The following is a 24,231-nucleotide window of genomic DNA, read 5'->3' on the forward strand; positions in this document are numbered from 1 at the left end:
ATTCTCCCGGAGAGGTACACTGTGAGGCAATGCAGCTGAAAAGTGTCCAATTCCTGTTTCTCTTGATTGTCCTATTCGTGATTCTCCTGACTCCGTCTCAAGGAGAGGCAGGGGAGGTCATGGTTCTCCATTCCACAGACAGAAGTGATGGCCGTACTGCATCGTTGATGCAGGGCATCCGTGACGCCCTTGGCAGCGACTTCAGTGTTTCAGAAGTGTTCCTCGGTACAGCCACTGACGACGAAGATCACTACGACGATCAGTTCCAAAAACTTTTTTCTTCTCAGCCGGATGATTCTGTCGTTGCCGTGGTGACTGATGGGTCGGAGGCCTTTTCATTCATGCGAAAATTTCGCGAAGATCTTTATGTCGGTACCCCCGTGATCTATTGTGGGCAAGCAAGGCCGAATCCGGAATTTTTGCGTCAATGCGGCAATTGCACCGGGGTGCCCCTTCATGATGGAGTCGCTGCGACGGTTGATCTGATCTTTTCTCTTGTCCCGACGACAGAGACAGTGGTGGGAATCCTTGACGCCACTCCGGGAAGCCGGGAACTTCGGTCGCAGGTAGAGCAGGCCATGGAGCCGTATTTCAGCCACGCCCAGCTCATTTTTCCGGGATATGAACCTGGTGATGACGATGGACTTGATATGGCACAGCTTGCCAGGGTTGCTGCCAGTGTGCCGCCATCAGCAGCAGTCCTGTTTCTGGATTTTTCCGTGGACAATTCGGGGGAGCCGGTTCTTCCGGCTGATGCTGTTCGTGAGGTGACCCGGCTCAGTGACGCACCTGTGTATGTCCTGAACGATCAATGGCTGGGAGCAGGAGTGCTTGGCGGGGTGTTTGTGACTGGCCAGACGCAGGGCCTCCGTGTTGGACACTTGGTCCAACGGGTGCTTTCCGGGGAACGGGCAGAGGAGATGCTGCCAGAAAGTCCTGAATTGGATGTGGTGTTGGACCAGACTGTCATGGCCCGCTTCGGTCTGGGCAGAGATGCCTTACCTCCGGGGGCAAAGGGGATCAACCCAGTCCCCAGCCCGGATATAGTGGAAGGCGTCTCTCCAGTGTGGTACGGGTTTGCCGTGGCAGGTCTCATCCTTGTTCTGGTTGTTGTTTGGGTCAGGAGCCGAGCAACTCAAAAAGATAGGCGGTCTGGAGACTGACCATTATCAGGACGGCACTGGTGGCGATGACGACCATCCGGCGGGTTTCCTGGCGGACTTTGAAGCAGATGTCGGCAAGTTGTTCGGAGATATATTCCGTTGTGTATTTTTTGTGTTGCAGCCAGATCATGAGTGTCTCCTCGATGTATGGTGTGTGTTCGATTTTTCTCATCAAGGGGCAGCGTACCGTCTTTGCTCTTTCCCACAAGCCTATTTGTCACAGGGGAGTGACGCCCGAAAAACAATTTCGAAGCGGTTTCGTGACATGGTTCGATTGTGTCGGAGCAGGGGTGGAGCGGTTGCTTCAGGAAGGAATCGTTTGGAGAAATCGGACAAGGGTCCGGCAGATGACCGGGTCGTACAGTTCTTCCCGATTGAGTAATTCGGCGGCGGCTTCGGCGGTCGAAAAGCCTCTTCGCTGGGGAGTGTCGGTTATCATGGCGCTGTATGTATCAGTGACGGCCACGATACGACCGAGTTGGCTGATGGCGTTCCCTTTCAGCTTATTCGGATACCCACTTCCGTTGAGGCGTTCGTGGTGCTGGAGCGCCGGTTCCCGTATTTCCGGTTGAATCAGACTCAATCGTGTCAGGATGGTGTCGCTTTTGCCCGGATGTCCCCGCATGGTTCTTTGCTCCATGGGTGTCAATTTCTGTTTTCTACCGAGCATCAGATGCGATATCTTGGTCATTCCTATATCATAGAGAAAAAAACCGAGGGCGACGGCATTCAGTGTTTTTGAGTGCAGATCTTCCCTATGCAGTTTGGTATAGACCGCCAGTGCCATGAGCGAGGCATTAACCCTGCGGCGTGGTGGACTGAGGTCAGCATGAATGTGCTGGACTATCTTCATGATATGGCTTGGCGAACGGGAAAGATAGGAGCAGAGCGTTTCGAGCGTTTGAGTGAGTGCCTTCAGTTCTCTTGGCATGGGGTGGTCGAAGAGATCATCCTGCCTGATCTTCAACTCTCCGATGAGAATGGAGGACTTTTCTTCCCAAGCCAGGTTCGGGTCCTTGAGCGCCATTTTGATATTGGTAGCGACCGTGGCCGAGTACTGAGATATCTGTTTACGGGAAAAAAAGAGGTCGCCGTCTTCACTGAGTTCACGAAATCGTTCGCGCTGTGCCCCTGAGACATCTTCCCCAGCCGTATAAATACGTGAGAGAAGCCCTGCCGATTCCCTGAATTCGTACAGGTCCACCGGGTACCTGACGGGTGGAAAGCATTCCAGAATATGCGGATCAATCTGATTATAGTCTTCCGTACTCAGATTATCCGGGTCATTATCCCTACTGGATTTTGTATTATTCTCTACATCGGCCATGCTTTACAAGCCCCGGTTATCAAGAAAGAGTTTTTCCTATAGCCTGGATACGATTTCTCGTCGAGTCCCAAATATCAACTGAAGGCAATCCAGGAAACCGCAAGGGTCCACAAGAATCCGCAAAGCAGGGCCGTGCCCGGTATCATCCACCATTTGAGCAGGATGGGGTGGCCCCGTAGCGTGAATGTGCCGCAACAGGAAAAAAGGCTGAGAATCATTTGGATGAGCAAGCCGGAAGCGGCAAGGGCAGGCAGGGCGAAAATCCAGAAAACAGGGTCAGCGATCCAGGTTTCGCTCACGAATATGACCTCCTTTTTTCACTTATCGGGGCCATGGGTCAGGCCATGATCCATTCGGCGAGAAGGGGAGGTCTGGGGAGGCCGTGGATTTGTTCAAAATGGCACTTTGCCGTCAGTTCCACTCCGTTCTTGATGATGGAGACCGGCCTGTCTGCCGAGACCACAACAACAACGATCTCTTCATGCTCTGCTGTGAAACGCAGGGCTGAATTGAATCGCGCGCCACGCGCCCGATTTTCACCGGGGACACTCCGCCCGTCCATCAGACATCCGAAGCCATGCAGTTTCAGATCGCGGCCGATATGGAGTGCACCATCAAGCTTGGCCAGGGAACAGGCAAGTTTGAGTTGACTGCTCTCCTGGAGGTCAAGATCCTTTTCAAAGTGCTGGCCGGACATGGTCAGCAGATTTTCGCCGGTATCAATGACCAGAGTGCACCCGTGCTTGCGGTCGCGTACCCGGTTGACCAGGAGGGAAACTATTTTGAGCAGGGTGTGCTGTTCTCCCATCTCCATTTCGGTTTCCAGAAGCTGCTCTTCCAGTTGAACGAGATTTGCCCGTTGGTTTGATGAGTGGAATCGACCGTCGAGAAAGCTGCAAATGAGGTTGTCCTTGATCCAGAGAAATCCATGTGTACCGCTGAATTGTGCTGCCAGATAGGAGCCGGGCATGGGGCCGATGGCAATACCCAGGATGCGTTGGCCGTCCGAGACAAGGACCCGCCCGGATTCTTCAACGGCCTGAAGAAGCTTGCGGACATGCTTGATATCGTGCAGGTGCGGTTGTTCCAGGGAAGGAAATCGGCAGATGAATCGGACCCGATCCAGTTGGCTCGGTTCCACCACGACCACTCTCCCTCGCGGCCATTCTCCTTCTTCCTGCGTGGCGGAGACGCCCAGTATGGCATCAAGAAACGGGTAGACACGGATTCGGGTGTCAAGCCAGCCCTGGCGACTTCGTTCGTCCACGATGTAGTCTCTGATAGCGTGGGTTGCGCAGTGCTGGAGTATGAATCCGGCTGTGTCGAGATTCTGCACATCGCGGGTCGCAAAATTCTGGGAGACCAGGCCTGCCGCATATTCCAGCCAACGCTCTGTCGGTCCCACTGAGCACATATCCGGGTGTTGTTCCGTAAACCATGCCTGATAGTGCATATGTCTGGAACGGGCGACCAAAGAAATAATACCGGAGAGGCCGAGGTCGTTCTCTTCATCTTCTCTAAGCTGCATTTCCCGTCCGGTGACGGCATCTCCTCGCCATTGGTTGGAATAGAGGTAGTAGTCTCTGAGCTTGGGTTCGTGGCCACTCAGAAGATCCTGCGGATCGCAAATGCGGGGAGGGGAACCTGGAGTCTCGGCATAGATAAGCGCAGCACGGCTGGGATGGGAAAAGTGGGACAGGCCGTCCCGCAGTCCATCCAGGATATGGAATATGCAGATATTTTCAAACGATGCCATACTCATGTGCTCTTCCCTTGACGTTGCGGGTATCCGGTGTGGATGCAGTGTATGCATGTAGCCTCAAAGAGTGAAGAAAGTCCAGATACACTCGCATGGATGGACCTCACCTTCTTTGCCTTCTGATTCTTTTTTGCGTGGCGGTTGTGCAACGATGGAAAGAGGTTTGCTTGCCGCCCGTTGGACGCGTATATAGAGAGGATGAAATATGTTGGTGTGGATGCGTGCAAGTGTGGCTGGATGGCGGCGATCATGGACAAAACCGGGGTTCGGTGTGAAGTTTTTCCCGAATTTGCCGGAATATGGGATGCCCATTCGGATATTCAACGTCTTTTTGTGGATATCCCCGTGGGATTGGCCGCCGAAGGGGACAGGGGGGCTGATATGGAAGCTCGACGGTTCCTGCCGCCGGGATTCAAGAGTTCCATTTTTAATACGCCGGTTCGAAAGGCTCTTTATGCTAGGACAAACGCAGAGGCAAAATCGATAAATCAGGAATTGACCGGTAAGTCGTTATCTGAGCAATCACTGGGAATCAGCAAAAAAATTCGAGAAGTTGACCGTTGGCTTCAGGCCCACCAAAAGGAACAGGGAAAGGTCTTTGAGTCCCACCCTGAGATATGTTTTATCCACTGTGCCGGGGGGCCATTGTCTTATGGGAAAAAGGATTTTCTTGGTACCTTGGAGCGCATGAAAATCGTAAGAAAATTTGTCAAGAGCGCGGAAGATCTGCTGGTCAGTGTTCGGGAGCGGTATACGCGGACCAACGTGGCTGCCGATGATATATTGGATGCCATGGTTCTGGCGGTTGTTGCAAAAGAATGCGACGGTAGACCGAGCTTCTTCCCTGCCGGGGTGGAGGAACCGCCCCAAGACGAGACCGGGCTTCCCATGGCTGTCTGGTATCATGATTTTTCCAACCCCCGATAAAGGGAGACTGTAATGCAATGCGAAATCATGTCCATGGCTTGGAAAAAAGGCATGATAGTGCCACTCCTGGTCCTGCTACTGACCTTGGGAGCCTGTATGAAAACAGTGCACCATCCGCCTCTTGAGGTGACCTTCCTGCCCAATCGGGGGGATTTTATTTCTGGATATGGTGATCCTCTTTCTCCTGCAGAGGTTATGGGAATGATGCGGGGGAAGGACTATATTTTGATAGGTGAAGGGCACAGGAATGTCTGTGACCACAAGATGCAACAACAGGTGCTGGGCGAGCTGACATCCTCTAATGTGCCTTTGGCGGTGGGATTGGAAATGGTCGCTGTTGATATGCAACCCATTCTCGATGATTTCGCTCAGGGCCAGATAGAGATGGATGATCTGGAAGAAGAACTGCAATGGAAGACGAAGTGGGGATATTCGTATTCACTTTTTCGCGGTCTCTTTGAAATTGCCCGGCGAAACAGCTTGCCTGTTGCCGGGTTGAATGTCCCGACACGAGTGACCAGGAAGATCACCAGGGAAGGGCTTGAAAGCCTGACCGATGAGGAGCGGGCATTTCTTCCCAAGGAGATTGTTCCCCCGTCCAATGCCCAGGTTCCTTTTTTGGATATGATTTTTTCTCAGCATTTCGAAAAGGATACCAAGGGTACGATCAAACGAGATCGTTTTCATCTGGTTCAATCCATTTGGGATTCTAAGATGGCCGAGGAGGCTGTTCGGCTCCATGGAGAATACAATTGGCCGGTCATGGTTATAGCCGGTGGTGGTCATGTGGAGAACGGGTGGGGTATAGCCCGGCGTATCCGACGTCTGGAGCCGGGAGCGAAGATTTTTATACTCATGCCGTGGCGCGGTGGTGACTTCGACGACGAAGCGGCTGATGCCTTGTTCTACTGTCCAGACACCTATGAATCAAAGATGGGGGCGACCCTTGTTGCCACCGGAACGGAAGGGCTGCTGGTGGAAGCTGTCAAGCGGGATTCCAGAGCGGCCAAGGCCGGATTGCGGCCAGGGGATGTGCTTGTGGAAGCAGCCGGAATCAGGCTGGAGTCTCTTTTCAGCCTCCACATGGCTGGTGCCAAGACATATGAGTTGGGCAAGGAACTTGTTTTCACTGTCCGGCGAGGTTCTGAAATATTTGAAGTGAATGTGGGAAAACTGGGACAGGGGAAAAAGACGATGTCCGGGAATAAAAAACATGGAATGGCCGGGGGCATGAAGAAGATGATGCCGAAGCAGAATGTGGATGACGCTGCCGGGAAGGAGAAGAACTGATGCAAAAATTGATGTCTATTCTTGTGTGTCTTCTGGTTTTATTGCCTTCCATTGAAGCTTTTGGCCAGGGGCTTCCAGGCCTAATGGTCCAGACGGTGGGCGAACTGGAGCGTATCGAACTGATAACCGGATCGGCTGCACAGAAGGAAGTGAATCGGCTTCATGGCAAGAGCCTTGCGGCCGAGGCCAGTGCTGTGGCCCGATATGCGATTCCGGGGAGTACGAATCATCCGGCAGAAGTCTGGGTTTCCCGTGTCAGCTCGGAGCAGGAGGCGCGGCGTCAGACCGGTGAGATGGTCCACAAGATGTTCGAGAATCCGAATTCTCCTTTTCGGAACCCGCATCGTTTCGATCATGCAGGCAAGGCGGTCTATCATTTTGAAGGCATGGGCATGGTCCACCTCATCTGGTATAGCGGCGATCTCGTTTTTTGGATCAGTGCGGAGAGCGACCACGAATCCATACTGTTGGAAGCATTCTGTCGATAATTCCTTGGACGTTCAGTAGGGCAGGGAAAACTTTTCAGGCGCGGGGTTTTCAGGTATTCAGGGGCCATGCCCGAACTACCTGAAGTGGAAGTAATTGCCCGCGGACTCGACTCAACCCTGCCGGGGCGGAGAATAGCTTTAGCCAACCATGTTGACCTGACGCGACTCAGCGAACCAGCTGCAACCCTGCTCCCCCGGATTCTGGGGCGGCGCATAGTTCGGGCCTACCGTCGGGCCAAGGTCCTGTTGATTGAGTTGAGCGAGGGCATGACCATGGCTTTTCATTTGAAAATGACTGGCCGGGTGGTTCATGGCCCCACTCGGCGGGCGCAGAAGCATGACCGACTTTTTCTCTCCTTAGATGATGGCTCCCTGCTTTCCTTTTCAGATATGCGAAAGTTCGGCTATGTGCGTTCCTTTACGGCCGAAGAATTAGGGAGTTGGTGCTTTCTGGAAAAATGTGGTCCTGAACCTTTGGAAACATCTCCCCGGATATTGGCCGATCGACTGGAAGGGCGCAAAGGCAAGATCAAGGCCCTCTTGCTGAACCAGTCCGTGGTTGTCGGAGTGGGCAATATCTACGCGGATGAATCCCTTTTTCATGCTGGTATCCACCCGGAAACACCGGGGAATATCATCAGCCTTTCGCGACGAGTCTCGTTGTTTACAAAGTTGCAAAGTGTGCTCAAGCAGGCCATAGCCGAGAATGGGAGCTCCATAAGAAATTACGTGAATGCAGATGGTGATGCCGGGGCATTTCAAAATAATTTCACTGTGTATGGGAGAAAAGGGGAACCATGCCGGACGTGTAAGAGTGTCTTGGAGGTTGTCAAAGTGGCGGGAAGAAGCTCGACATTCTGCCCTCGATGTCAGCGTCGAAACCAGGGGTGACAAGTCCGCAATGTTCTGTGAAAGTTGTTTGTGGACCTGGACGCGGATATTCTGGTGAAGCCTGTCTGTGCATTGTGGTTCATGAGTGGAAAGACAGGATAACTCGTTGCTTTTTGTCTTAAAAGCTGCTTCTCAATATCTTATTATATTCCAAGAAGTTATAAGTTTGACTCAAAAAAATGTCTTTCAGACAGTTAAAACTGAAGTATAATACAATTTTCCAATTAATCTATTGTATTTGAGTATATTAAATAAAGTCTAGTAAAAATTTAGAGAAGGTGGCTAACAAGATTTCAGGGAGTTACGCCATCGTCGTTAATCCGGGAACAGAAGTGAATAAGCACGGAAAGAATATTGCGAAAAAAGCCGCAGTGGTGGCTGGGGCGACATTGATTTCACGTCTCTTGGGGTTTGTTAGAGATGTCATCGTTGCTTTTGCCTTGGGGGCAGGAATGTTTGCGGATGCCTTCTTTGTGGCCTTCCGTATTCCAAACCTGTTGCGCAGGCTTTTTGGTGAAGGGTCACTGACCATGGCTTTTATTCCGGTTTTCTCGAGGATCATGGAAGAGGAGGGGGAAGAGGCGGCTCAAGCCATGGCACGCTCCGCGATGATCTGGTTGTGTGTCATTCTCGGCTGCATCACGCTTCTGGTGGAATTGAGTGCTGGGCCTCTGACTATGATCATTGCACCGGGATTCCTTGATAATTCTGTGCAGTTTCAGGCAACAGTGGAGTTGATCCGCATTTGTTTTCCATATGTCATCTTCATTTGCGGCGTGGCTTTGTGCATGGGTATTCTCAATGCCAGAGACCATTTTCTTTCCCCGGCCCTTGCTCCGGTCGTGCTAAATATCTCGCTGATCGGAGCGGCGCTGATCGGCTATTTTTTCGGGCTGAACGTTGCCTATTCCATGGCTTATGGGGTTCTGGCGGGTGGAGTCGGGCAGTTGTTGCTTCAGCAGCCGTTTTTGTTTTCATCAGGGTTTCGTTGGAAAGGGGGGTGGAGTTGGAGAAACCAGGGGGTCGCCCGGATGGGGATGCTCATGCTTCCCACCGTGTTCGGGGCTGCGGTTTATCAGATCAATATTCTGCTCGGCACTTTGCTCGCCTCTTACCTGCCTGTGGGGTCTGTTTCCTATCTGTATTATGCTGATCGGCTGGTCCAATTTCCCCTTGGTGTTTTCGGCATAGCGGTCTCTACGGCAGCTCTGCCAAGTCTGGCCAAACTGGCTGCCAGAGGAGAGATGGAAGAATTCGATGGGGCACTTTCCGTTTCACTCGCACTGACACTGTTTATAGCGCTGCCATCAGCTGCCGGTCTGATAGGGCTTGCGAATCCGGTTATCGGATTGCTGTTTGAGCGCGGTGCTTTTTCGGCTGAAGCGGTTTCTGCCACAGCTCAGGCTTTGGTTGCCTATTCGATAGGTTTGCCATTCATCGCTCTGGCCCGTCCCCTGGTCGCCGGATTTTATGCCCTGGAAGATACCAGGACTCCTGTTCGGGTTGCTGTCCTTTGCCTTCTCAGCAATGTGGGCCTTGGCATTTTTCTGATGCAATCACTTGCTCATGTGGGGCTGGCTTTGGCGGTCAGCCTTTCTTCGTTTCTCAACTTTATCTGTTTGTACGTTCTTCTGGTTCAAAAACGGGGCAGAGGGCTGATTGGTCTTGGTATGGTGGTCAAATCTGTCATGCTCAGCCTGATTGTCGGCGTCGGTGCGTTTCTGACCGCAGTATGGCACCCGTGGTGGCTTGCGCTGATCCCGTTTTGGTGTGTTTTTTACATCGGAGCCGGCCATATGCTTGGCATGCAGGAAGCTCGTTTATTGACAGGACTTGTGGCTACCAGAATTCGCAGACGCAAAAAAGTGAGGGAGGGATAATCGTGGTTGAGTTCGACACGAATGCCATTCTGAAGCAGCGCGATTTTTTCCCGCGCGGCATGGTCCAACCCGAGGGAGGGTATCGGTTTTCCCTTGATTCACTTTTGCTGGCCTGTTTTGTTCATCCCGGACGGCGTCATTCCGGACTTGATCTTGGGTGCGGTTGTGGGGTGGTGGGGCTTGCCATGTTACTCCGTCGTCCGGATTTGAAGATACTCGGCGTGGAGAGTGAAGCTCTGTCTGTGGAGTGTGCCCGCGAGAATAGTGTCAGACTCCATTTCTCCAGTATGATGAATGTCACCCAGGGTGATGTGAAGGAATGGCGGCCTGATGCTGTGGTGGATTTTGTCGTCTCAAATCCTCCATACAGAAAGCTCGGGCAGGGCCGAGTCAGCCAGGGTGAGAGTCGTCAAGCGGCCCGCTTTGAAGGCAAGGGAGATTTTGCCGGATTTGCCCGGTGTGCCGCTCTTGCCCTCAAGACACGGGGAAAGTTCACGTTTGTCCATCTCCCCGAGCGCATCCCCGAGTTGCTGGCAGTGTTGTCGAAAAATGGTCTGGAGCCCAAAAGAATGCGCATGGTCCATGGTCGGGCTGATGAAAATGCCACCATGGTGCTGATCGAAGCAATCAAAGCCGGAGGGGGTGGTCTGATCGTCGAGCCTCCGCTTGTCCTGCATCAGGGGCATGGGAAACAGACGCAGTTGACCGAGCAGGTGTTGGAATTTTGTCCTTTTTTACGCTCCAAGCATGAAGGAAGCGATGAGCATGAGTGATTTCGTTAGCAAAAGAGTGACCGAATTCTTTGGGAGCGGAAGATTGTACTGTGCTGAGACCGTTGTGTCGATCATGGCCGAGGCAGGAGGCCGTGACTCGTCCGACATCGTTCGTATGGCAACCGGATTTTGCAGCGGCGGTGCGCGGACAGATGGTCAGTGTGGTGCTGTCTCTGGCGCGATCATGGGGCTTGGCCTCTATGCGGGACGGCGCACAGTCGGAGAGGACTATGAGCCAGTGTATGTGTTGGTGCAGGAATTTATGGAACGATTTGACAAACAGTACGAGTCTCTGTCCTGTACCAAGCTCTGTGGGTGCAATCTGGCTTCGGATGCAGGCCGTATGCAATTCAAGCAGAAGCGAGTTGTCGAAACCTGTATTGAAATAGCTGTTTTTGCCATTGAGACAGCGCTCGGTCTACTTCAGGAGCATGGCTTTCTGCCGGATGAGAATGAGAGTCTCAAGTCCCGGCTCGCTCCATGCGGGCTTTTATGCGGGAAATGTCTGGCATATGAAAGTGGGCCAATTCAACTTTTGAGCGTTGGTCTGGCTGCCACGCTGGGAGACTCTTTTGGTGTCTATGCCGAACGGTTTCGGCACGCGAATCCGGTATTTGCCCAGTATCCGGCCTTCAGGGAGATGCTGGACTTTTTCAGCCGGGGAAGCTGTACGGGATGCCGTGGGAGTGGGGGCCTTTTCAGGGAGTGTGCCGTCTCCACATGTGTGGTGGAACACGGGGTGGATTACTGTTACCAATGTGAGTATTTCCCTTGCGGGAAACATGGTATGCCCGAGGCGCTGGCCGCTGTTTGGAAAAGTCGGAATGAAGCCATGCGTGAGCTTGGTCCAGAGGAATGGTGCCATCAGTGTCAGGAACAACTCCGTTATCCATGACGATAAGCTTTCGATAATGAAAAAATACCTATATGAAAAGATTTAAAACTTATTCGGTAAGCAGATGATAACCAGGATACTTCTTGAAAATTTCATGGCTCATGAGCGCACTGAACTGGAGCTCGGTCCTGGCGTCAATGCGCTGACTGGTCCCAATAATACGGGTAAGTCTGCTCTTGTCGAAGGGCTGCGGTGCGTGGCGACCAACCCTATCCCGAAGCATTACATTCGGCATGGCGCACAGGAGGCGCGGGTCACGGTGGAGTTGGAGGATGGTACCAGGATTGTCTGGATACGCAAAAAGCGCTCCTCCGGGTATGAAATGTGGCGTCCTGGTATGGAAGAACCACAGAAGTATTGGAAATTTGGTCGGAAACCGCCCGAAGAAGTCCTGGCGGCGCTTCGCCTTGATCTCGTTGAGTTGGAAACCGGTGGTGAAATCGATGTGCATGTGGGCAATCAGCGCGAACCGGTTTTTCTGCTCAATCAGCCCGGTTCCAATGCAGCAGCTTTCTTTGCCGCTTCCACGGAAGGTGCGCATCTTCTGGCCATGCAAAATCTGCTCAAGCGCAAGACGCAGGAGACCAAACGCTCCGAAAGGGAATTGGAGGATCGTCTTGACTCTGTTCATGATAGTTTGGACGCATTCTATTCCTTGCCGGGCATTGAAATGAACCTGGAAAAGGCGCGGGAGATGGAGGCGCAGGCTCAGACCGTTCAGGATCAGATCCCAAGGCTGGAAAAGACTCTCTCCACCTACGGCTCTCTGTTGGATGATCTGGCGCGCCAAAGCAGGAGAATTACATCTCTCAATGCTGTTCAACCGGTTCCGGCTCTGACTGAAGTCCGCGATTTGAATTCTTTGATTACACATATGGGTGATGTTTTTCGAGCGTTTAGCAAAGGCGTGGGAGTTGTTAGGGTACTGTCGGTCTTGCGGGTACTTCCGGAAATTGAGAAAACGTCCCGTCTGGCTTTGTTTTGTGACCACTTTCGCCAGTTGGCAAAGGATTTGCGTACTGCGAGGGCTGGATGCGCAGCGATGGATGGCTTGAGCGCACCACCGGTCCCGGCGGAGACCTCGGGTCTTGCGGAGCTGACAGAAGCTTTGATCACTTCCATATATAGGGCACGTCGGGAGCAACGACGAACTGAAGTCTTGCAGTCTGTTGTGGAGCCTCCCAGCGTGACCGAGTGCGGGGCGCTGGAGTCCCTGCTTGGAGAAATAGGGTCTCTTGATCTGGACAGGCAGCGGGCGCAGGAGAGGTTCGATGCATTGGAGAAGCAGTTGGAGACATTGAAGGATGACATCGCATACCGGGTCGGGGAAGTGGGATGCTGTCCGACTTGCGGTGCGGACATCAACGCTGAAGCCTTCCTTGATCGGGGGTGTCGTCATGACGGTTGATGTCGTTGAAGCCAAAGGGCTTTTCCTGATCGCGGACCCGCATCTGGCGGACACTCCGCCGGGTCAACGGCTGGATGGTTATCTCGATCAGATCATGAACAAGATGGCCGCGTGTCTGGATCGGGCGCGGGAGTTGGACCTCGCCGTGGTTTTTCTTGGCGACATGTTTCATTGGCCTCGTGACAACTCCAACAAGATGCTTGTGGATCTCATTGCGCTTTTTGGCTCCCGGCAGGGCAATGATCAGGTCTGGGCATTAGTGGGAAATCACGACAAGTATCAGGCCCGTTTTACCGATGACGTAAGTCTTGCTGTTCTGGAGGCGGCTGGAGTGCTTCGACTCATGAAGGAGGATGGTCCCCAGTTTCGTCTGAAGACGGACAAAGGAGATGTCCTGGTCGGTGCCAGCCCTGACGGGACTCCATTGCCCAAAGGATACGAAAAGCAGGAGGGTGACCCTGACACCGTGATCTGGCTTTCCCATCATAATATCCAGTTCCCTGAATTTATGGAGAAAGCTTACTCCATCAAAGAGTTGCCGGGTATTGACTGGCTGATAAACGGGCACATACATCGCCCGCAGCCGACCTTGACCAAAGGGCAGACTTCGTGGGCCAATCCCGGCAATGTGACCCGGCTCACTTTTACGCGCATATCCATGACTCGGGAACCGGCGGCGGCCATCTGGACCCCCGGATGTGGTGATCTGGAAAAATGGGTTATTCCCTTTGAACCTTTTGCAGCGGTCTTTCCTGATCAGGAATTACCACCTGAAGAAGTTCAGGTGGAAGGGGAGTCTGATTACGTGAAGGGACTGGAAAGACTGGCCTGGCAACGGACACAAGAAGGCATGGGGTTGAAAGAGTTTTTGACTGATAATGTCCCTCGTGAGACCCGTGAAGGGGAACTCATATGGGAGCTTTACGAGGAGGTTGTACGTGGTGAATGATAATCCCAATGGAGCAGGCATGAATCCGGACGTGACGCTGGAGCAGGAGTTGAACGGCTTGCGGCGGCAGTATGAACATCTGCGCGATCAGCGGGTGCGGGCCGAAACGCAGGTGGCGGATTTATCCGGCCGCCTTGATGCCCTCAAGGCCCAGGCTTTGGAGGAGTACGGGACCAGTGACCCGAAAGAACTGCAACGTCTTTTACAGGATAAACGTCAAGAAAATGAGCGTATTGTCGCAGAATATCGCGAACATATACAAACGGTTCAGAGTGATCTGGCACAGGTCGAAAACCGCACGGATGGAGACGGCTAGTGGAAACTCCCTTTCCCGGAACGGATTTGAGGGCATTGGAGAGGCGTCACGACCGCCTGTCTGCCAAAGCCGAGGCGTTGCATGCGGAGCATGGACGAGTGCGGAAACAGCTTGGAGCCATTCAGAACTTTCTCGTATTGGCTCCTGCGGCCAAGGATCGTTTGGAAGAGTTGTCCAAGACTCTTTTCGGCAAGATTCTCGATGAGGTGGAATTGAATCTGACCCATGCGATTCGTGAAATTCTCGGGCAGGACCGTGTGGTCTTTACTGAACGGGACGTCAAGAACAACCGCCTTCAGATACAGTTTCAGATTCGTAATCGGGGAAATGAGGATGAGGTGGAAGATATCATGAGCGGGCAGGGTGGCTCGGTCTGCAACATCCTTTCCGTGGGCCTTCGGCTTATCGCCCTGTCTCAATTGCCGGAAGAAAAGCACAGGCCCTTTCTTGTTCTCGATGAGCAGGACTGCTGGCTCAAACCTGCTCTGGTGCCGAAATTCATGCAACTCATTCATGAGATAGCAGAAAGACTTTCCCTGCAACTCCTCGTGATCAGTCATCACCCGCTTGACCTGTTTTCCGGGGCAGCCGACCGGATTTTCGAATTGCGGCCGGACAAGGATTCCGGTGCAAGAGTCGTACAGGTCAAATAGGGAGTGATATTCTTTGATTCGCGGTGTAGGATCGGGGCAAAGAACATATCTTTTGCGCCTTTTCAAGAGACCCCATGAAATATGAAAGAGGGAATATCCATTCGGTTGTTCTCAAAATGAAATTATAACGGGGCAGGACCGTGCTTTCACAGTGTTCTCCGAATGCAGTTCAGCTCCTCCCCGAAAGCAATCGTATGGCAACGGCTTGAATCCCCGTCTGCCTGCATCAGGAGATTGTTCATGAAACGCATTCAGACTTTCCTTCTCATCGCCACTGTCATGATCGCATCATCGGCTCTTGCCGGGCAGGTGTTCCCGAATCTGGCGCTCACAGGTCAACTGACGCCCGAGCAACAGGCGTATCTCGGCGTTGGTTCCGAATCGATCAAGCTCACCGACATCAAGGCAGAGTATCTTTTTATCGAAGGGTACAGCATGTACTGTCCGGTTTGTCAGCGTGATGCCCCGGCGATCAACGCACTCTATAAAACCGTGACTGAGGCCGATCCGACTGGCCGTATCCGGTTCATGGGCATAGGACTTGGTAATACGCCATATGAAATTGCCTTCTACAAAAAAAAATACACTGTGCCTTTTCCACTGTTTATGGATGAAGACTACGTCATTCACAAGCAACTGGGCGAGATAGGCACACCGACTTTTTATATCATCAAACTCGGTCCCACTCCTGAAGTGATCTTCAAGCAGGAAGGGGAGCCGGAAAACATGGACGCTCTTTTGAACGCAATCAAGGAGACGACCGGACTCAAGTAGGAGTTGCTCATGAAAAAAAGATTTATATTTGCTCTGGGGTTGGTGCTTCTGGCCACGACGGCACTGGCGCATGAAAAATATTATTCGATGGGGAATCTCAAACCGCGAGATAGCGAACTGAAGGTTGCTACGGGTGATATGGCCCCTGATTTTGAATTACCTTCGGTGTCCGGTGGCACAGTACGGCTCTCGGATTATCGTGGTAAAAAAAACGTGATCCTTTCCTTTGTGCCTGCCGCATGGACGCCTGTGTGTTCTGACCAGTGGCCTGGGTATAATATTGCGCAGGAAATATTTGAGGAATTGGACACTGTGTTGATAGGCATTTCAGTGGATAATACCCCTTCCCAGGCTGCGTGGACTGAATCCATGAACACCATTACGTTCCCCGTGCTTTCTGATTTTTGGCCTCATGGTGGGGTTTCGGATGCTTACGGAGTGCTTCGCAGTGACGGTATTGCGGAAAGGGCGTTATTTGTCATCGACAAAAAGGGAATGATTCGTTTCATCGATGTCCACGATATCAATTCCCGGCCTGATCTGGGAGTTCTGGTCAAGGCTCTGCAAGCCCTGGAGTAGCCGTTTTTGTGCAGGAAATATGTCGTCATGAAAAGGCGGCATAGCCGAGACCGGGTATACCGCCTTTTTCCCTTTGGCAAAGGGCATTAGCGGACTTTCAGGGCTTCCTCTTCCGAGTCGAAGAGTTTTGCCAGTTTGGTAATACCGACCATTTCGAACACAGCTTTGAAATTGGTGGAAAGGCCGGTCAGGACCACCCGGACTCCGGCATCCCGTTGAGATTGCAGGAGCGTGGTCAGTCCGGTCAGTCCGGCTCCGTTGATGGATGCATTCTTTTCAAAGTCGATGAGTACCAGAGACTTGTCGAGCTTCCTTGCCTTGTTGAATGTTTCCGTGAGATGCGGGATGGTATTGGTGGTGACATTTCCGCGTACCCCAATGACCGCAGCTTTGACGCGCTCTTCAAGAGAGACCTGCCCCTCTTCATTTCTGGCGATCTCCAACCGCTCGGCGGCGCGGGACAACGCCTGCTCAAGCGCTTTGCGTTGTAGCGGTTTGTTGATGAAATCCGTGGCATCCAGATTGAGCGCCTGAATAGCCAGGTCCATGTCGCCATGCCCGGTGATGACGATGACCTCGGCATGGGGATTGACGCTTTTTATCTGTTTGAGGACCTCAATGCCGTCCATGACAGGCATTTTGATGTCTGTTAGGACGAGGTTGGGGCGTTCTTTTTTGAACAGTTCGAAGCCCTCCTGCCCGTTTTCAGCGGTAATGATTTGGTATCCATAGGCTGAGAGCAGCAGGGTAAACATTCGCAATGTGGGTTGCTCATCGTCAATAACCAATATTTTTTCTTTCGTTGTCATGCTGTGGAACCTCCTCGTGTGCCCGCTTCGGGAAATTGCATGCGAAACACGGTTCCCTTGTTTTTTTCACTTGTTATGCGGATATCCCCGCCATAATCCTTGATAATGCCATATGTGATGGCAAGGCCAAGTCCCATGCCCTGCCCTGTTTCCTTGGTCGTGAAGAATGGCTCAAAGACTTTGTGCTGGTCTTCTTCTGAAATGCCTGTGCCCGTATCCTGCACCTCAATATAGACGAAATTGCCATTCTGATTGCTTCGTATCGTGATGCGACGTTCTTTGGCCGGAGCGTTGGGCGATGAATTCTCATTAATTGCGTCTCGGGCATTGGCCACAAGATTGAACAGGACTTGTTGCAGTCTGTTGGAGTGTGCCAGGATCGGAGGAAGCCCCTCGGTCAGCTCCAGTTCAAAGCGGATGTTTTCCAGTTCAAACTGCCGCCGAATCATGGAGAGCACTGCCGTCACCGGTTGGTTGATGTTGACTTTTTCTTCAATCAAGTCGGATTTGCGACCAAAGGAGCGCAGGGTGTTAATGATTTCGGCGGCCCGGTCCACTTGAGTGGAGATATCAGCCACAACCTGGAGAAAATGTTCTCTGGGAACCTCGATATTCTCCTGCTGCATCATGGAGAGAAATTCGCTTCCCATCTTGATGACATTGAGGGGCTGGTTGATTTCATGAGCAACGCCTGCGCTCATTTCTCCAAGAGATTTCATTTTGCCCGCCTGTATCAACTGGGCATCTTTTTCTATCATCTCTGTGATGTCTGTTACGGCGATGATGATGGCATGACGACCTCGATACGAGATGGGGCAGGCATGCATATTGACAAAAAAAGGTTCATTGTCGAGCTTGTAATGGATTCTCTTGGGGAAATAGACGCAGCCGTTGCCGCCGTCCCGAAAATAGTCCAGGCAATCGGCATTGTGGTCCGGCCCAAGGGTTTCGAAATTCATGCCCTTGAGCTCTTGTCTGGACAATCCGTAAAGTTCCACCGTGCGAGGGTTGGCATCGCGGATTTCCCCGCTTTCGCATTCCACAACGAAAATGGGGTCTGGCCCGGAATCGAAGAGGGAACGGTATTTTTCCTCTGATTCTCGCAGCCTGCGTCTATAGAGTTTTATGGACCAGACCATGTTGCGGAAGGAGTCGCTGAGTTGGACGACCTCGTCTCCTTCATGTTTTCGGTAAAACGTGCAGTTGGCGCATTGCCGATGTGCATCGCCGGGGGGATCGGCACTGCGTGATTCATCGAAATGCCAGCAGGGGAGGTCTGTGTTGGTAAAAGCCGGGCAATTCGATGTATCCCACTGTTCATCTCTGCCGAATTTCAGGGGAATATCGAAATTCCCCCGGCTGATTTCATCGGAGATGCGCGTCAGGTCGGAAATGGGCTGGGTGATATAGCGAGTCAGCCATGAAGAAAAAAATGCGGTTATCAGGATGATCAGTGAGATGAAGCCGAAAAAGGCTACGCGTAACTTTCCGATCAGGGTGTCGATGTGGCTTTTGTTCAGGCCGACATGGACAGTTCCGATACGGTAAAGCCCTTCATTGATGGCTGCCGCGACATCATAGATGGATTCGTCCTCGACTTCGATGAGTTTGACAGAATCAGGCTCGCCTTCAGGGACTTGATTGGTCAGCAGAACCTTCGGCAGGTTACGGGTCATGGTGTGAGCCAGCAGGTTTCCCTCCGCATCCTGCACAAAGATATATGAGAGCATGTACTTCCGTTGGTGCAGTTTGGCCTCGTCGAAAATAAGGGTCAGCAACTGAGGGATATCCTTATCCAGGATATAGGAGCCTCCTCGTTCGGCAACGGAGTGAGCCACGGCTTTGCCTCGAATCTCCAATTCATGTGTCAGGGAACTGACCAGGATATAGCGAGAGACAAAGGCGATACAGACACTGATGAACAACACGGCCACCAGCATGGAGAGGAGAAGTTTTTCACGCAGGCCGGAGAGAGTGAACCACTGGATTATTTTGTCCTGTACGCTCACGGGCCGGTCTCCGTTGTGGGAAGAAGGTCCTTCCAGTCGGAAAAGGGAACAAAGCTTCCCTGATCGAGATGGGTAAAATAGACCTGATCCAGCCCCTGTCTGTCCCTGGGACCATAGGTGATGGACATCCCTGGTCCGAGGTCATAGTTGCGTATGGATTCTATGGCGTTGACCAGTCCTTCGCGTGTCAGGTTGCGGCCCGCTTTCTTCAGAGCTTCTACGAGTATCCTTGCATTGAAGAAGCCTTCAAGCCCCACAAAACTGGGTGTCTCACCGGGGAAGTAATGGTGCAGAAGCTCGACATATTCTTCGGCCGCGTCGTGTGGTGTGCCATCCGGACCGGGAGGGGGGACAACCTGGGACATCAGCACCGTGGGTGATCCGTTACCAATGCGGCGAGCGAGTTCCTCGGCTCCGACAAACGAGACATTGTAGAAAATGGGCGTGTAGTCATGCTCCTGAGCTTTGGAGATGAACCGGGCACAGGCTCCATAGGTGCCAACCATGACAACAGCTTTGGCACCGGATGTGCGTATTTTCTCAAGGCCTTCCTTGATATTGAGGGTGCCGCGAATATAAGACCCTCGGGCCACGGGTTCTAGATGATGTTTCTTGAGAGCCAGTTCCGTCCCGATGAGACCATCAAATCCATAGGCATCGTATTGATAGAATACTGCGATCTTTTTGATGCCCAGATCCTGTATGAGGTGAGTGACTGCGGCCTCGGTTTCCTGATAGTAGGACGCCCTGATGTTCACGACATAGCGATTGAAGGGTTCTCGGAGTGCATTGGCCCCGGTAAACATGCCGATAAGTGGAATTCTCGCTTCTTCCACCAGGGGAAGTACTTTGACGGTAGTTGGTGTGCCGACATAGCAGAACAGGGCGAGGACGTCGTTGTCGATGATGAATTGCTGCGTGTTCGAGAGGCAGCGGGGCGGATCATAGGAATCGTCTTTGGCTTCAATGATGATTTTTCGTCCGTTGACGCCGCCGTCATCATTGATCTTGCGGATATATGCCTGTGCGCCACGCAGGGTTTGCGTCCCCAGATAGGCAGCATGACCGGTCAGGGGCAGTGACGAGCCAAGCATGATGCTGTCTGCGGAAACTCCAGGTGTGGGAGGACGCACGGAATCAGTTTCGCCAGCCGGGGAACAGGCCCCCATGGTGACGATCAAAAGAAGATAGATGAATATCCACAGAGGTTTATTCAAAAAAAATACTCCAAGGTGACACTGTTCCATTTTTACCATGACAAAGAGTTCCTTATGGGTACTGACATGGGTTGAAAAACTCAAGGGTAGGACACCTCCTCACGATTTTAACCCGGCAGGTTTGTTTTTTGGGTGAAATGGCCGGGTACACAGCCTCCAGACTAGCCAAAGCCGTGAGTTATCTATATTGATGGGAAACGAGTATTGTATAGAAACCCATATCTTCATGTAAGTAATCACCAGGAGGACAACATATGCTGGTAAAGAACTGGATGACTGCGGAAGTGGTAACCATTACCCCGGACCGTTCCATGATGAAGGCTTCCAAATTGATGAAGGACAAGATCATCAGTTGTGTGCCTGTTGTGGATGAAAACGGCAAAATCGTCGGTATCGTTTCCGATCGGGATATCAAGGACGCATCGCCGTCCAAGGCCACGACCCTGGACATGCATGAACTCTACTACCTGCTGTCCGAGATCAAGATCAAAGATATCATGACCAAAAAGGTCACCACTATCCGCGAAGACGAGACAGTGGAAAAAGCTGCGGTCCTGATGCTTGAAGGCCGCTTCGGAAGCCTGCCGGTGGTGGATGAAAATAATGTTGTCGTCGGTATTATCACCGATACGGATGTCTTCAAGGTACTGGTTGAAATATCAGGTATCTATGAAGGTGGAGTTCAGGTCTGCCTCGAAATTTCCACCGGACCGGGAAGCCTTGCTCCCATTCTTGATTATCTCAAGGAAAATGGAGCGCGGATCATGTCGGTGATGACGCATAATGTCCCTGAGAGCGAAGGACTCAAAAACGTCTATATCCGTCTGCGTGATATGGAGAAATCTGATCTGAAGCGCCTCAAGGCAGGTATGGAAGAGCGCTTCTCCGTCCTGTATTGGACCGTAGACCCTGTTCACCGTGTCGTTTAGTGAAGGCCTTCATTCATAAAAACAAAGAAGCAGGCCGGATTTTTTGCAGGCGTTTTTCATAAATGGTGCAAAATGAACGGAATCCCCCGGAAACAGCGGTTTCCGGGGGATTTTTTCGGAAATTGTTCTTTCATGCTCCAGTTGGAGGGGATATCACCTGACAATCCCACCACAGGCAGTCTCTCTTTCTCCCATTTGCGGGAAACTCCCTAGGTCTTTTGAAGTCTGTTTTTTATGGTGGCAGGAGAAACATTCTGCCCCTTGCAAAAGAATGTTCTCTCTGGTCGGAAATGAAGACTCTGTGGTGTGTGGCTTGGTTCAAAGGGGTTGTTCCATGAGGTCTGGAAGGAATCGGGAAACAGCCGCATTGAATCTTTTTTGTAAAAATGTTTATCGATAGCTTGCCGAAAGCCCGGTTATCTGCAATAGAATGATCTCACAACCGACAACGTTTACCTTTAACCTCCTCAAGAACCGCCCACATTCCCGGGCGGTTCTTCTCCTTTGGTGCTTTTTCCCGTTTCCCTCTTAAGGTCTTCTGCAAAAAGCCGATAGAGAGGGTACAGAGTTGGAATCAAGGAGTTTTTATGGGAAGTATTGTCGCGCTGGATGAATTTCGCCAGGCCATGGGCAAGAAGCCGTCGCCTAAACGCCCGCCCCGGCCCAAAGTGTCCGGTGCCGAGGTCTGGGGTCGGGACTACAGGGAGGTCGAGTCCATTGTTTTTGGCCTGTTGACGGTACGTGGGCTGATGGCACATCACATGGGGCAGCATGACCACGCTTTCGATCATCTCTGTCTTGAAAGTCTTGAAGCAGCGTATCAATTGAGCCTTTCAGGACCCGGCAGGCTCAAGACCGTGGTCAAGCCACTGAAGGAATGGATTCTTGACGAAATGACTGAAGACAATAAGCGGGACCTTTCCTGGGCTTTGGTTATTCTCGATCTCATAGAAAAATCGCCGATCAAGGAAAAACGATAGGACCGATCTTTTTTGTGAAAGAAAAAGCTGTGAGTACTGGGTGACGATGGCTGACGAAAACCGACCAAGAAAGTCGGTTTTCTTTTTTTGGGGTGCAGGGTGAAGAGGTGGTTCTCTCTGTGGGGAACCGTTTACCGGGGTGAAAAGACCCTTCCCCGAATATGGCGTGAGAGAATATCATGGCTTGGCTAATGAGAGAGTATGGACGTCAACTCTTCCTTCAGACCGAGACCAATGCTGCTGCTTTCTTCAGGATGTCTTTTTCATCTTCCCTTGCGTCTCATAGCACGCCTTGGCCGTAATGCCGGGTTCGCAGGTCTTGAGGTGATCATGAATTCGCCCCGGTTGTGTCACTCTTCGGAGCTGGATGGAGTGGATGCGCTGCTTCCCATCAAGAGTTTGCATGCACCTTTTCGACGCTGGTCGGATTGGGGCGGACACCTTGCAGCCTGGAAAGCGACGACTTCTCTTGCCAATTCCCTGCCCAACGTCGACCATATCACACTGCATCCACCCGGCACTCGGCTTGCCAACATGATCGCCAACCGATGGTTCGAGAAGGCTCATGACCTTGCTCTGTTACTCGACGCCAAGGGGCGTGTGCGATTTTCTTTGGAAACCATGCCCTGGGTGCGAGGTTCACCCTTTGGCAGGCATCCCTTTGAGCAACTCCTGGAACTGTGTCGTGACAAAAATGTTGGATTGACTTTTGATGTCTGTCATATGGGAGTGTCCGGGTTGAATATCATGGATGCCATTGGTCATGTGCCTGACGCGCTCTTGTATAACGTCCATTTCTCTGATGCCAAGGGGTATACCGAGCACCTTTCTCCAGGAAAGGGCGACCTGCCGCTCGATGATTTTCTCAAGCATCTTGGCAAACGTGGGTATGATGGCTACCTTACCCTGGAACTGGAACCGTCTGCTTTCCCCGATGATCTTGATGCCAGTACCGAAATACTGGCAGGAATGCGGACACATATTGAGACCCGCCTGATGCGGGGTGCAAAGGAAGCTTGAATATGCCCACTCCATATCTTGAACAGGTCCGAAAAAAGGATCAACAGGTCAACCCGTTGTTTCTTTCACATGGAATAGAAGTCGAATCCATTGCCGTGGATCGGGCCGTCCTTCGTCTTGAGGTTACTTCCGGATTGATACAAGGCGGTGGTGTGGTTGCCGGAGGCATTGTTGCCTCCCTCTTGGATGGTGCCATGGCTCACGCTGTTCTGGGGGGCAACAAGCAGGGTGAGGTGGCATCGACCATTGATATGAATGTTTGCTTCTACCACCCGGTTCTCAACGGAGAATGCATCACATGTGAGGGATGGGTGGACAAGCGCGGCAGCCGGATTGTTTTTGCCGGGGCCGTGGCCTTGGTGGAGGGGCGCGAGGTAGCCAAGGCAACGGCATCATTCATGATCGTTCACTAGAAAAAGCATCCCCAGAGGACGGCTTTGAATGGAATGACTCCGTCATACAAATCAATTCAGGAGATGAAACATGACTCCATCGACAGATCTTATCGTTTGCCCGGCATGTCGGGCCATCAACAGGGTTCAGGCTGGTCGGGAAGCTCAGGCAACATGTGGCAAATGCGGTGGCAAGGTCTATGAGCCACATGTGCTGGAATTGGTCGGCATGACTTTTGATCGGCATATCGCCAAAACAGGCATTCCCGTGTTGGTGGATTTCTATTCACCGACATGCGGTCCCTGCCTGATGATGGGACCACAATTCGAGGAAGCTGCGCGATTGCTGTATCCTTCGGTGCGTTTTGGCAGAATTGACACCTCTGCGGAGCACAGCGTTGCTGCTCGGTTTGATATCATGTCCGTTCCGACGCTGGTTCTTTTCAAGAACGGTCGGGAAATTGCCCGCCAGCCGGGGGCGATGAACGCCCATGATATTGTCGCTTGGGCACGAAAAAATCTTTAAAGAGCAGAGTGTGATGTACAGGATTTGATTTGGATACAAGATTTCTTGTCTGTTCGGATAGGGCCGGCGACATGCTCTGCGTCACGCTTATTTGCGCTCCATGTGTCACCTGATGTCTGCCGAGAGATGTTGCACAGAATGAACAGCTCTGCCGTGATTGCCTTTTGATGACCATTTTGAAGCTCTTCATTCGATAAGTGGCTTGGGGTCATTGTGGGCTTGATGCCGGACAACTATGGATTTGATACGACAGATAACACCGTGACAATGACACTCC

The 24,231-nt window shown here is 52.0% G+C and carries 26 protein-coding genes; 19 read left to right on the top strand and 7 right to left on the bottom strand.

Going from position 1 to position 24,231, the window contains the following annotated elements:
* The first annotated feature begins 29 nt into the window (after positions 1 to 29).
* The gene (locus BN4_RS11655) at positions 30 to 1,163 is read left to right on the top strand and encodes an ABC transporter substrate-binding protein (RefSeq protein ID WP_015415600.1); all 1,134 of its coding nucleotides are present in this window, start codon (positions 30 to 32) and stop codon (positions 1,161 to 1,163) included.
* Here BN4_RS11655 and BN4_RS17765 read toward each other — a convergent pair.
* The 4 genes from BN4_RS17765 to BN4_RS11670 all read right to left on the bottom strand — a co-directional run bounded on the left by BN4_RS17765 (position 1,120) and on the right by BN4_RS11670 (position 4,252).
* Positions 1,120 to 1,293 carry a hypothetical protein gene (locus BN4_RS17765; protein WP_157871364.1) on the bottom strand — a complete coding sequence of 58 codons (174 nt, stop codon included), beginning with the start codon at positions 1,291 to 1,293 and terminating at the stop codon, positions 1,120 to 1,122. The genes BN4_RS11655 and BN4_RS17765 overlap by 44 nt on opposite strands.
* A gap of 174 nt (positions 1,294 to 1,467) precedes the next feature.
* Positions 1,468 to 2,490: an HD-GYP domain-containing protein gene (locus tag BN4_RS11660; protein ID WP_015415601.1), complete on the bottom strand. Its 1,023-nt coding sequence runs from the start codon at positions 2,488 to 2,490 to the stop codon at positions 1,468 to 1,470.
* Between the two features lie 74 nt (positions 2,491 to 2,564).
* On the bottom strand, positions 2,565 to 2,789 hold the full coding sequence (locus BN4_RS11665; RefSeq protein ID WP_041720327.1) for a hypothetical protein: 225 nt from the start codon (positions 2,787 to 2,789) through the stop codon (positions 2,565 to 2,567).
* Positions 2,790 to 2,827: 38 nt separating this feature from the next.
* Positions 2,828 to 4,252 (bottom strand): DNA integrity scanning protein DisA nucleotide-binding domain protein, encoded by a 1,425-nt coding sequence (locus tag BN4_RS11670; protein ID WP_015415602.1) that lies wholly within the window; start codon positions 4,250 to 4,252, stop codon positions 2,828 to 2,830.
* 195 nt (positions 4,253 to 4,447) lie between these two features.
* On the opposite strand from BN4_RS11670, the gene BN4_RS11675 reads away from it, so the two are divergent.
* The 13 genes from BN4_RS11675 to BN4_RS11735 all read left to right on the top strand — a co-directional run bounded on the left by BN4_RS11675 (position 4,448) and on the right by BN4_RS11735 (position 16,072).
* A complete protein-coding gene (locus tag BN4_RS11675; protein WP_015415603.1) occupies positions 4,448 to 5,176 on the top strand; it encodes a DUF429 domain-containing protein in 729 nt (242 codons plus the stop codon).
* A gap of 12 nt (positions 5,177 to 5,188) precedes the next feature.
* A complete protein-coding gene (locus tag BN4_RS11680) occupies positions 5,189 to 6,466 on the top strand; it encodes a ChaN family lipoprotein (protein ID WP_015415604.1) in 1,278 nt (425 codons plus the stop codon).
* Positions 6,466 to 6,954: a hypothetical protein gene (locus tag BN4_RS11685; protein WP_015415605.1), complete on the top strand. Its 489-nt coding sequence runs from the start codon at positions 6,466 to 6,468 to the stop codon at positions 6,952 to 6,954. Before BN4_RS11680 ends, BN4_RS11685 begins: the two co-directional genes overlap by 1 nt.
* Before the next feature lie 66 nt (positions 6,955 to 7,020).
* A complete protein-coding gene (mutM, locus tag BN4_RS11690) occupies positions 7,021 to 7,845 on the top strand; it encodes a bifunctional DNA-formamidopyrimidine glycosylase/DNA-(apurinic or apyrimidinic site) lyase (protein ID WP_015415606.1) in 825 nt (274 codons plus the stop codon).
* Between the two features lie 332 nt (positions 7,846 to 8,177).
* Positions 8,178 to 9,725: a murein biosynthesis integral membrane protein MurJ gene (gene murJ, locus BN4_RS11695; RefSeq protein ID WP_041721024.1), complete on the top strand. Its 1,548-nt coding sequence runs from the start codon at positions 8,178 to 8,180 to the stop codon at positions 9,723 to 9,725.
* Positions 9,726 to 9,727: 2 nt separating this feature from the next.
* Complete coding sequence (locus tag BN4_RS11700; protein WP_015415608.1) at positions 9,728 to 10,498, top strand: tRNA1(Val) (adenine(37)-N6)-methyltransferase; 771 nt, start codon at positions 9,728 to 9,730, stop codon at positions 10,496 to 10,498.
* Entirely contained in the window at positions 10,491 to 11,393 is a 903-nt protein-coding gene (locus tag BN4_RS17260) for a C-GCAxxG-C-C family (seleno)protein (protein ID WP_015415609.1), read from the top strand. Before BN4_RS11700 ends, BN4_RS17260 begins: the two co-directional genes overlap by 8 nt.
* 64 nt (positions 11,394 to 11,457) lie before the next feature.
* Positions 11,458 to 12,801 (top strand): AAA family ATPase, encoded by a 1,344-nt coding sequence (locus tag BN4_RS11710; RefSeq protein ID WP_015415610.1) that lies wholly within the window; start codon positions 11,458 to 11,460, stop codon positions 12,799 to 12,801.
* A complete protein-coding gene (locus BN4_RS11715; RefSeq protein WP_015415611.1) occupies positions 12,791 to 13,750 on the top strand; it encodes a metallophosphoesterase family protein in 960 nt (319 codons plus the stop codon). The genes BN4_RS11710 and BN4_RS11715 overlap by 11 nt, the downstream gene beginning before the upstream one ends.
* Positions 13,740 to 14,066 (top strand): hypothetical protein, encoded by a 327-nt coding sequence (locus BN4_RS11720; RefSeq protein WP_015415612.1) that lies wholly within the window; start codon positions 13,740 to 13,742, stop codon positions 14,064 to 14,066. The genes BN4_RS11715 and BN4_RS11720 overlap by 11 nt, the downstream gene beginning before the upstream one ends.
* A complete protein-coding gene (locus BN4_RS11725; protein WP_015415613.1) occupies positions 14,066 to 14,719 on the top strand; it encodes a P-loop NTPase family protein in 654 nt (217 codons plus the stop codon). The genes BN4_RS11720 and BN4_RS11725 overlap by 1 nt, the downstream gene beginning before the upstream one ends.
* A gap of 240 nt (positions 14,720 to 14,959) precedes the next feature.
* Positions 14,960 to 15,493 (top strand): peroxiredoxin family protein, encoded by a 534-nt coding sequence (locus tag BN4_RS11730; protein WP_015415614.1) that lies wholly within the window; start codon positions 14,960 to 14,962, stop codon positions 15,491 to 15,493.
* 9 nt (positions 15,494 to 15,502) lie between these two features.
* Positions 15,503 to 16,072, top strand: a complete 570-nt coding sequence (locus BN4_RS11735; protein ID WP_015415615.1) for a peroxiredoxin — start codon at positions 15,503 to 15,505, stop codon at positions 16,070 to 16,072.
* An 86-nt stretch (positions 16,073 to 16,158) separates the two neighbouring features.
* On the opposite strand, the gene BN4_RS11740 is transcribed toward BN4_RS11735, so the two are convergent.
* From BN4_RS11740 to BN4_RS11750, 3 genes are read right to left on the bottom strand one after another with little or no spacing between them, the layout of a single operon-like run.
* Positions 16,159 to 16,881, bottom strand: a complete 723-nt coding sequence (locus BN4_RS11740; protein ID WP_015415616.1) for a response regulator — start codon at positions 16,879 to 16,881, stop codon at positions 16,159 to 16,161.
* Positions 16,878 to 18,890 carry an ATP-binding protein gene (locus tag BN4_RS11745; protein WP_015415617.1) on the bottom strand — a complete coding sequence of 671 codons (2,013 nt, stop codon included), beginning with the start codon at positions 18,888 to 18,890 and terminating at the stop codon, positions 16,878 to 16,880. Before BN4_RS11745 ends, BN4_RS11740 begins: the two co-directional genes overlap by 4 nt.
* Positions 18,887 to 20,107, bottom strand: a complete 1,221-nt coding sequence (locus BN4_RS11750; RefSeq protein ID WP_041721029.1) for an ABC transporter substrate-binding protein — start codon at positions 20,105 to 20,107, stop codon at positions 18,887 to 18,889. The genes BN4_RS11745 and BN4_RS11750 overlap by 4 nt, the downstream gene beginning before the upstream one ends.
* Positions 20,108 to 20,361: 254 nt before the next feature.
* Here BN4_RS11750 and BN4_RS11755 point away from each other — a divergent pair, with 254 nt between their 5' ends.
* From BN4_RS11755 to BN4_RS11775, 5 genes are all read left to right on the top strand, one after another.
* The gene (locus BN4_RS11755) at positions 20,362 to 21,036 is read left to right on the top strand and encodes a CBS and ACT domain-containing protein (protein WP_015415619.1); all 675 of its coding nucleotides are present in this window, start codon (positions 20,362 to 20,364) and stop codon (positions 21,034 to 21,036) included.
* Between the two features lie 587 nt (positions 21,037 to 21,623).
* A complete protein-coding gene (locus tag BN4_RS11760) occupies positions 21,624 to 22,016 on the top strand; it encodes a hypothetical protein (protein ID WP_015415620.1) in 393 nt (130 codons plus the stop codon).
* Between the two features lie 201 nt (positions 22,017 to 22,217).
* On the top strand, positions 22,218 to 23,036 hold the full coding sequence (locus tag BN4_RS11765; RefSeq protein WP_015415621.1) for a sugar phosphate isomerase/epimerase family protein: 819 nt from the start codon (positions 22,218 to 22,220) through the stop codon (positions 23,034 to 23,036).
* A gap of 2 nt (positions 23,037 to 23,038) precedes the next feature.
* Positions 23,039 to 23,449, top strand: coding sequence for a PaaI family thioesterase (locus BN4_RS11770; protein WP_015415622.1), 411 nt, complete (start codon positions 23,039 to 23,041; stop codon positions 23,447 to 23,449).
* 70 nt (positions 23,450 to 23,519) lie between these two features.
* Positions 23,520 to 23,954 carry a thioredoxin family protein gene (locus BN4_RS11775; protein ID WP_015415623.1) on the top strand — a complete coding sequence of 145 codons (435 nt, stop codon included), beginning with the start codon at positions 23,520 to 23,522 and terminating at the stop codon, positions 23,952 to 23,954.
* Positions 23,955 to 24,231 lie beyond the last annotated feature (277 nt).

This window comes from Pseudodesulfovibrio piezophilus C1TLV30, from assembly GCF_000341895.1.
GTDB classification, from domain to species: Bacteria; Desulfobacterota; Desulfovibrionia; order Desulfovibrionales; family Desulfovibrionaceae; genus Pseudodesulfovibrio; species Pseudodesulfovibrio piezophilus.

Excerpts from the sequence above, each read along its gene's own strand:
- BN4_RS11680 (WP_015415604.1), top strand. The coding sequence starts at position 5,189 with ATGCAATGCGAAATCATGTCCATGGCTTGGAAAAAAGGCATGATAGTG.
- BN4_RS11710 (WP_015415610.1), top strand. The coding sequence starts at position 11,458 with ATGATAACCAGGATACTTCTTGAAAATTTCATGGCTCATGAGCGCACT.
- BN4_RS17260 (WP_015415609.1), top strand. The coding sequence starts at position 10,491 with ATGAGTGATTTCGTTAGCAAAAGAGTGACCGAATTCTTTGGGAGCGGA.
- BN4_RS11715 (WP_015415611.1), top strand. The coding sequence starts at position 12,791 with ATGACGGTTGATGTCGTTGAAGCCAAAGGGCTTTTCCTGATCGCGGAC.
- BN4_RS11740 (WP_015415616.1), bottom strand. The coding sequence starts at position 16,881 with ATGACAACGAAAGAAAAAATATTGGTTATTGACGATGAGCAACCCACA.
- mutM (WP_015415606.1), top strand. The coding sequence starts at position 7,021 with ATGCCCGAACTACCTGAAGTGGAAGTAATTGCCCGCGGACTCGACTCA.
- BN4_RS11685 (WP_015415605.1), top strand. The coding sequence starts at position 6,466 with ATGCAAAAATTGATGTCTATTCTTGTGTGTCTTCTGGTTTTATTGCCT.
- BN4_RS11735 (WP_015415615.1), top strand. The coding sequence starts at position 15,503 with ATGAAAAAAAGATTTATATTTGCTCTGGGGTTGGTGCTTCTGGCCACG.
- BN4_RS11675 (WP_015415603.1), top strand. The coding sequence starts at position 4,448 with ATGAAATATGTTGGTGTGGATGCGTGCAAGTGTGGCTGGATGGCGGCG.
- BN4_RS17765 (WP_157871364.1), bottom strand. The coding sequence starts at position 1,293 with ATGATCTGGCTGCAACACAAAAAATACACAACGGAATATATCTCCGAA.
- BN4_RS11655 (WP_015415600.1), top strand. The coding sequence starts at position 30 with ATGCAGCTGAAAAGTGTCCAATTCCTGTTTCTCTTGATTGTCCTATTC.
- BN4_RS11770 (WP_015415622.1), top strand. The coding sequence starts at position 23,039 with ATGCCCACTCCATATCTTGAACAGGTCCGAAAAAAGGATCAACAGGTC.
- BN4_RS11760 (WP_015415620.1), top strand. The coding sequence starts at position 21,624 with ATGGGAAGTATTGTCGCGCTGGATGAATTTCGCCAGGCCATGGGCAAG.
- BN4_RS11660 (WP_015415601.1), bottom strand. The coding sequence starts at position 2,490 with ATGGCCGATGTAGAGAATAATACAAAATCCAGTAGGGATAATGACCCG.
- BN4_RS11670 (WP_015415602.1), bottom strand. The coding sequence starts at position 4,252 with ATGAGTATGGCATCGTTTGAAAATATCTGCATATTCCATATCCTGGAT.
- BN4_RS11765 (WP_015415621.1), top strand. The coding sequence starts at position 22,218 with ATGGACGTCAACTCTTCCTTCAGACCGAGACCAATGCTGCTGCTTTCT.
- BN4_RS11730 (WP_015415614.1), top strand. The coding sequence starts at position 14,960 with ATGAAACGCATTCAGACTTTCCTTCTCATCGCCACTGTCATGATCGCA.
- BN4_RS11755 (WP_015415619.1), top strand. The coding sequence starts at position 20,362 with ATGCTGGTAAAGAACTGGATGACTGCGGAAGTGGTAACCATTACCCCG.
- BN4_RS11775 (WP_015415623.1), top strand. The coding sequence starts at position 23,520 with ATGACTCCATCGACAGATCTTATCGTTTGCCCGGCATGTCGGGCCATC.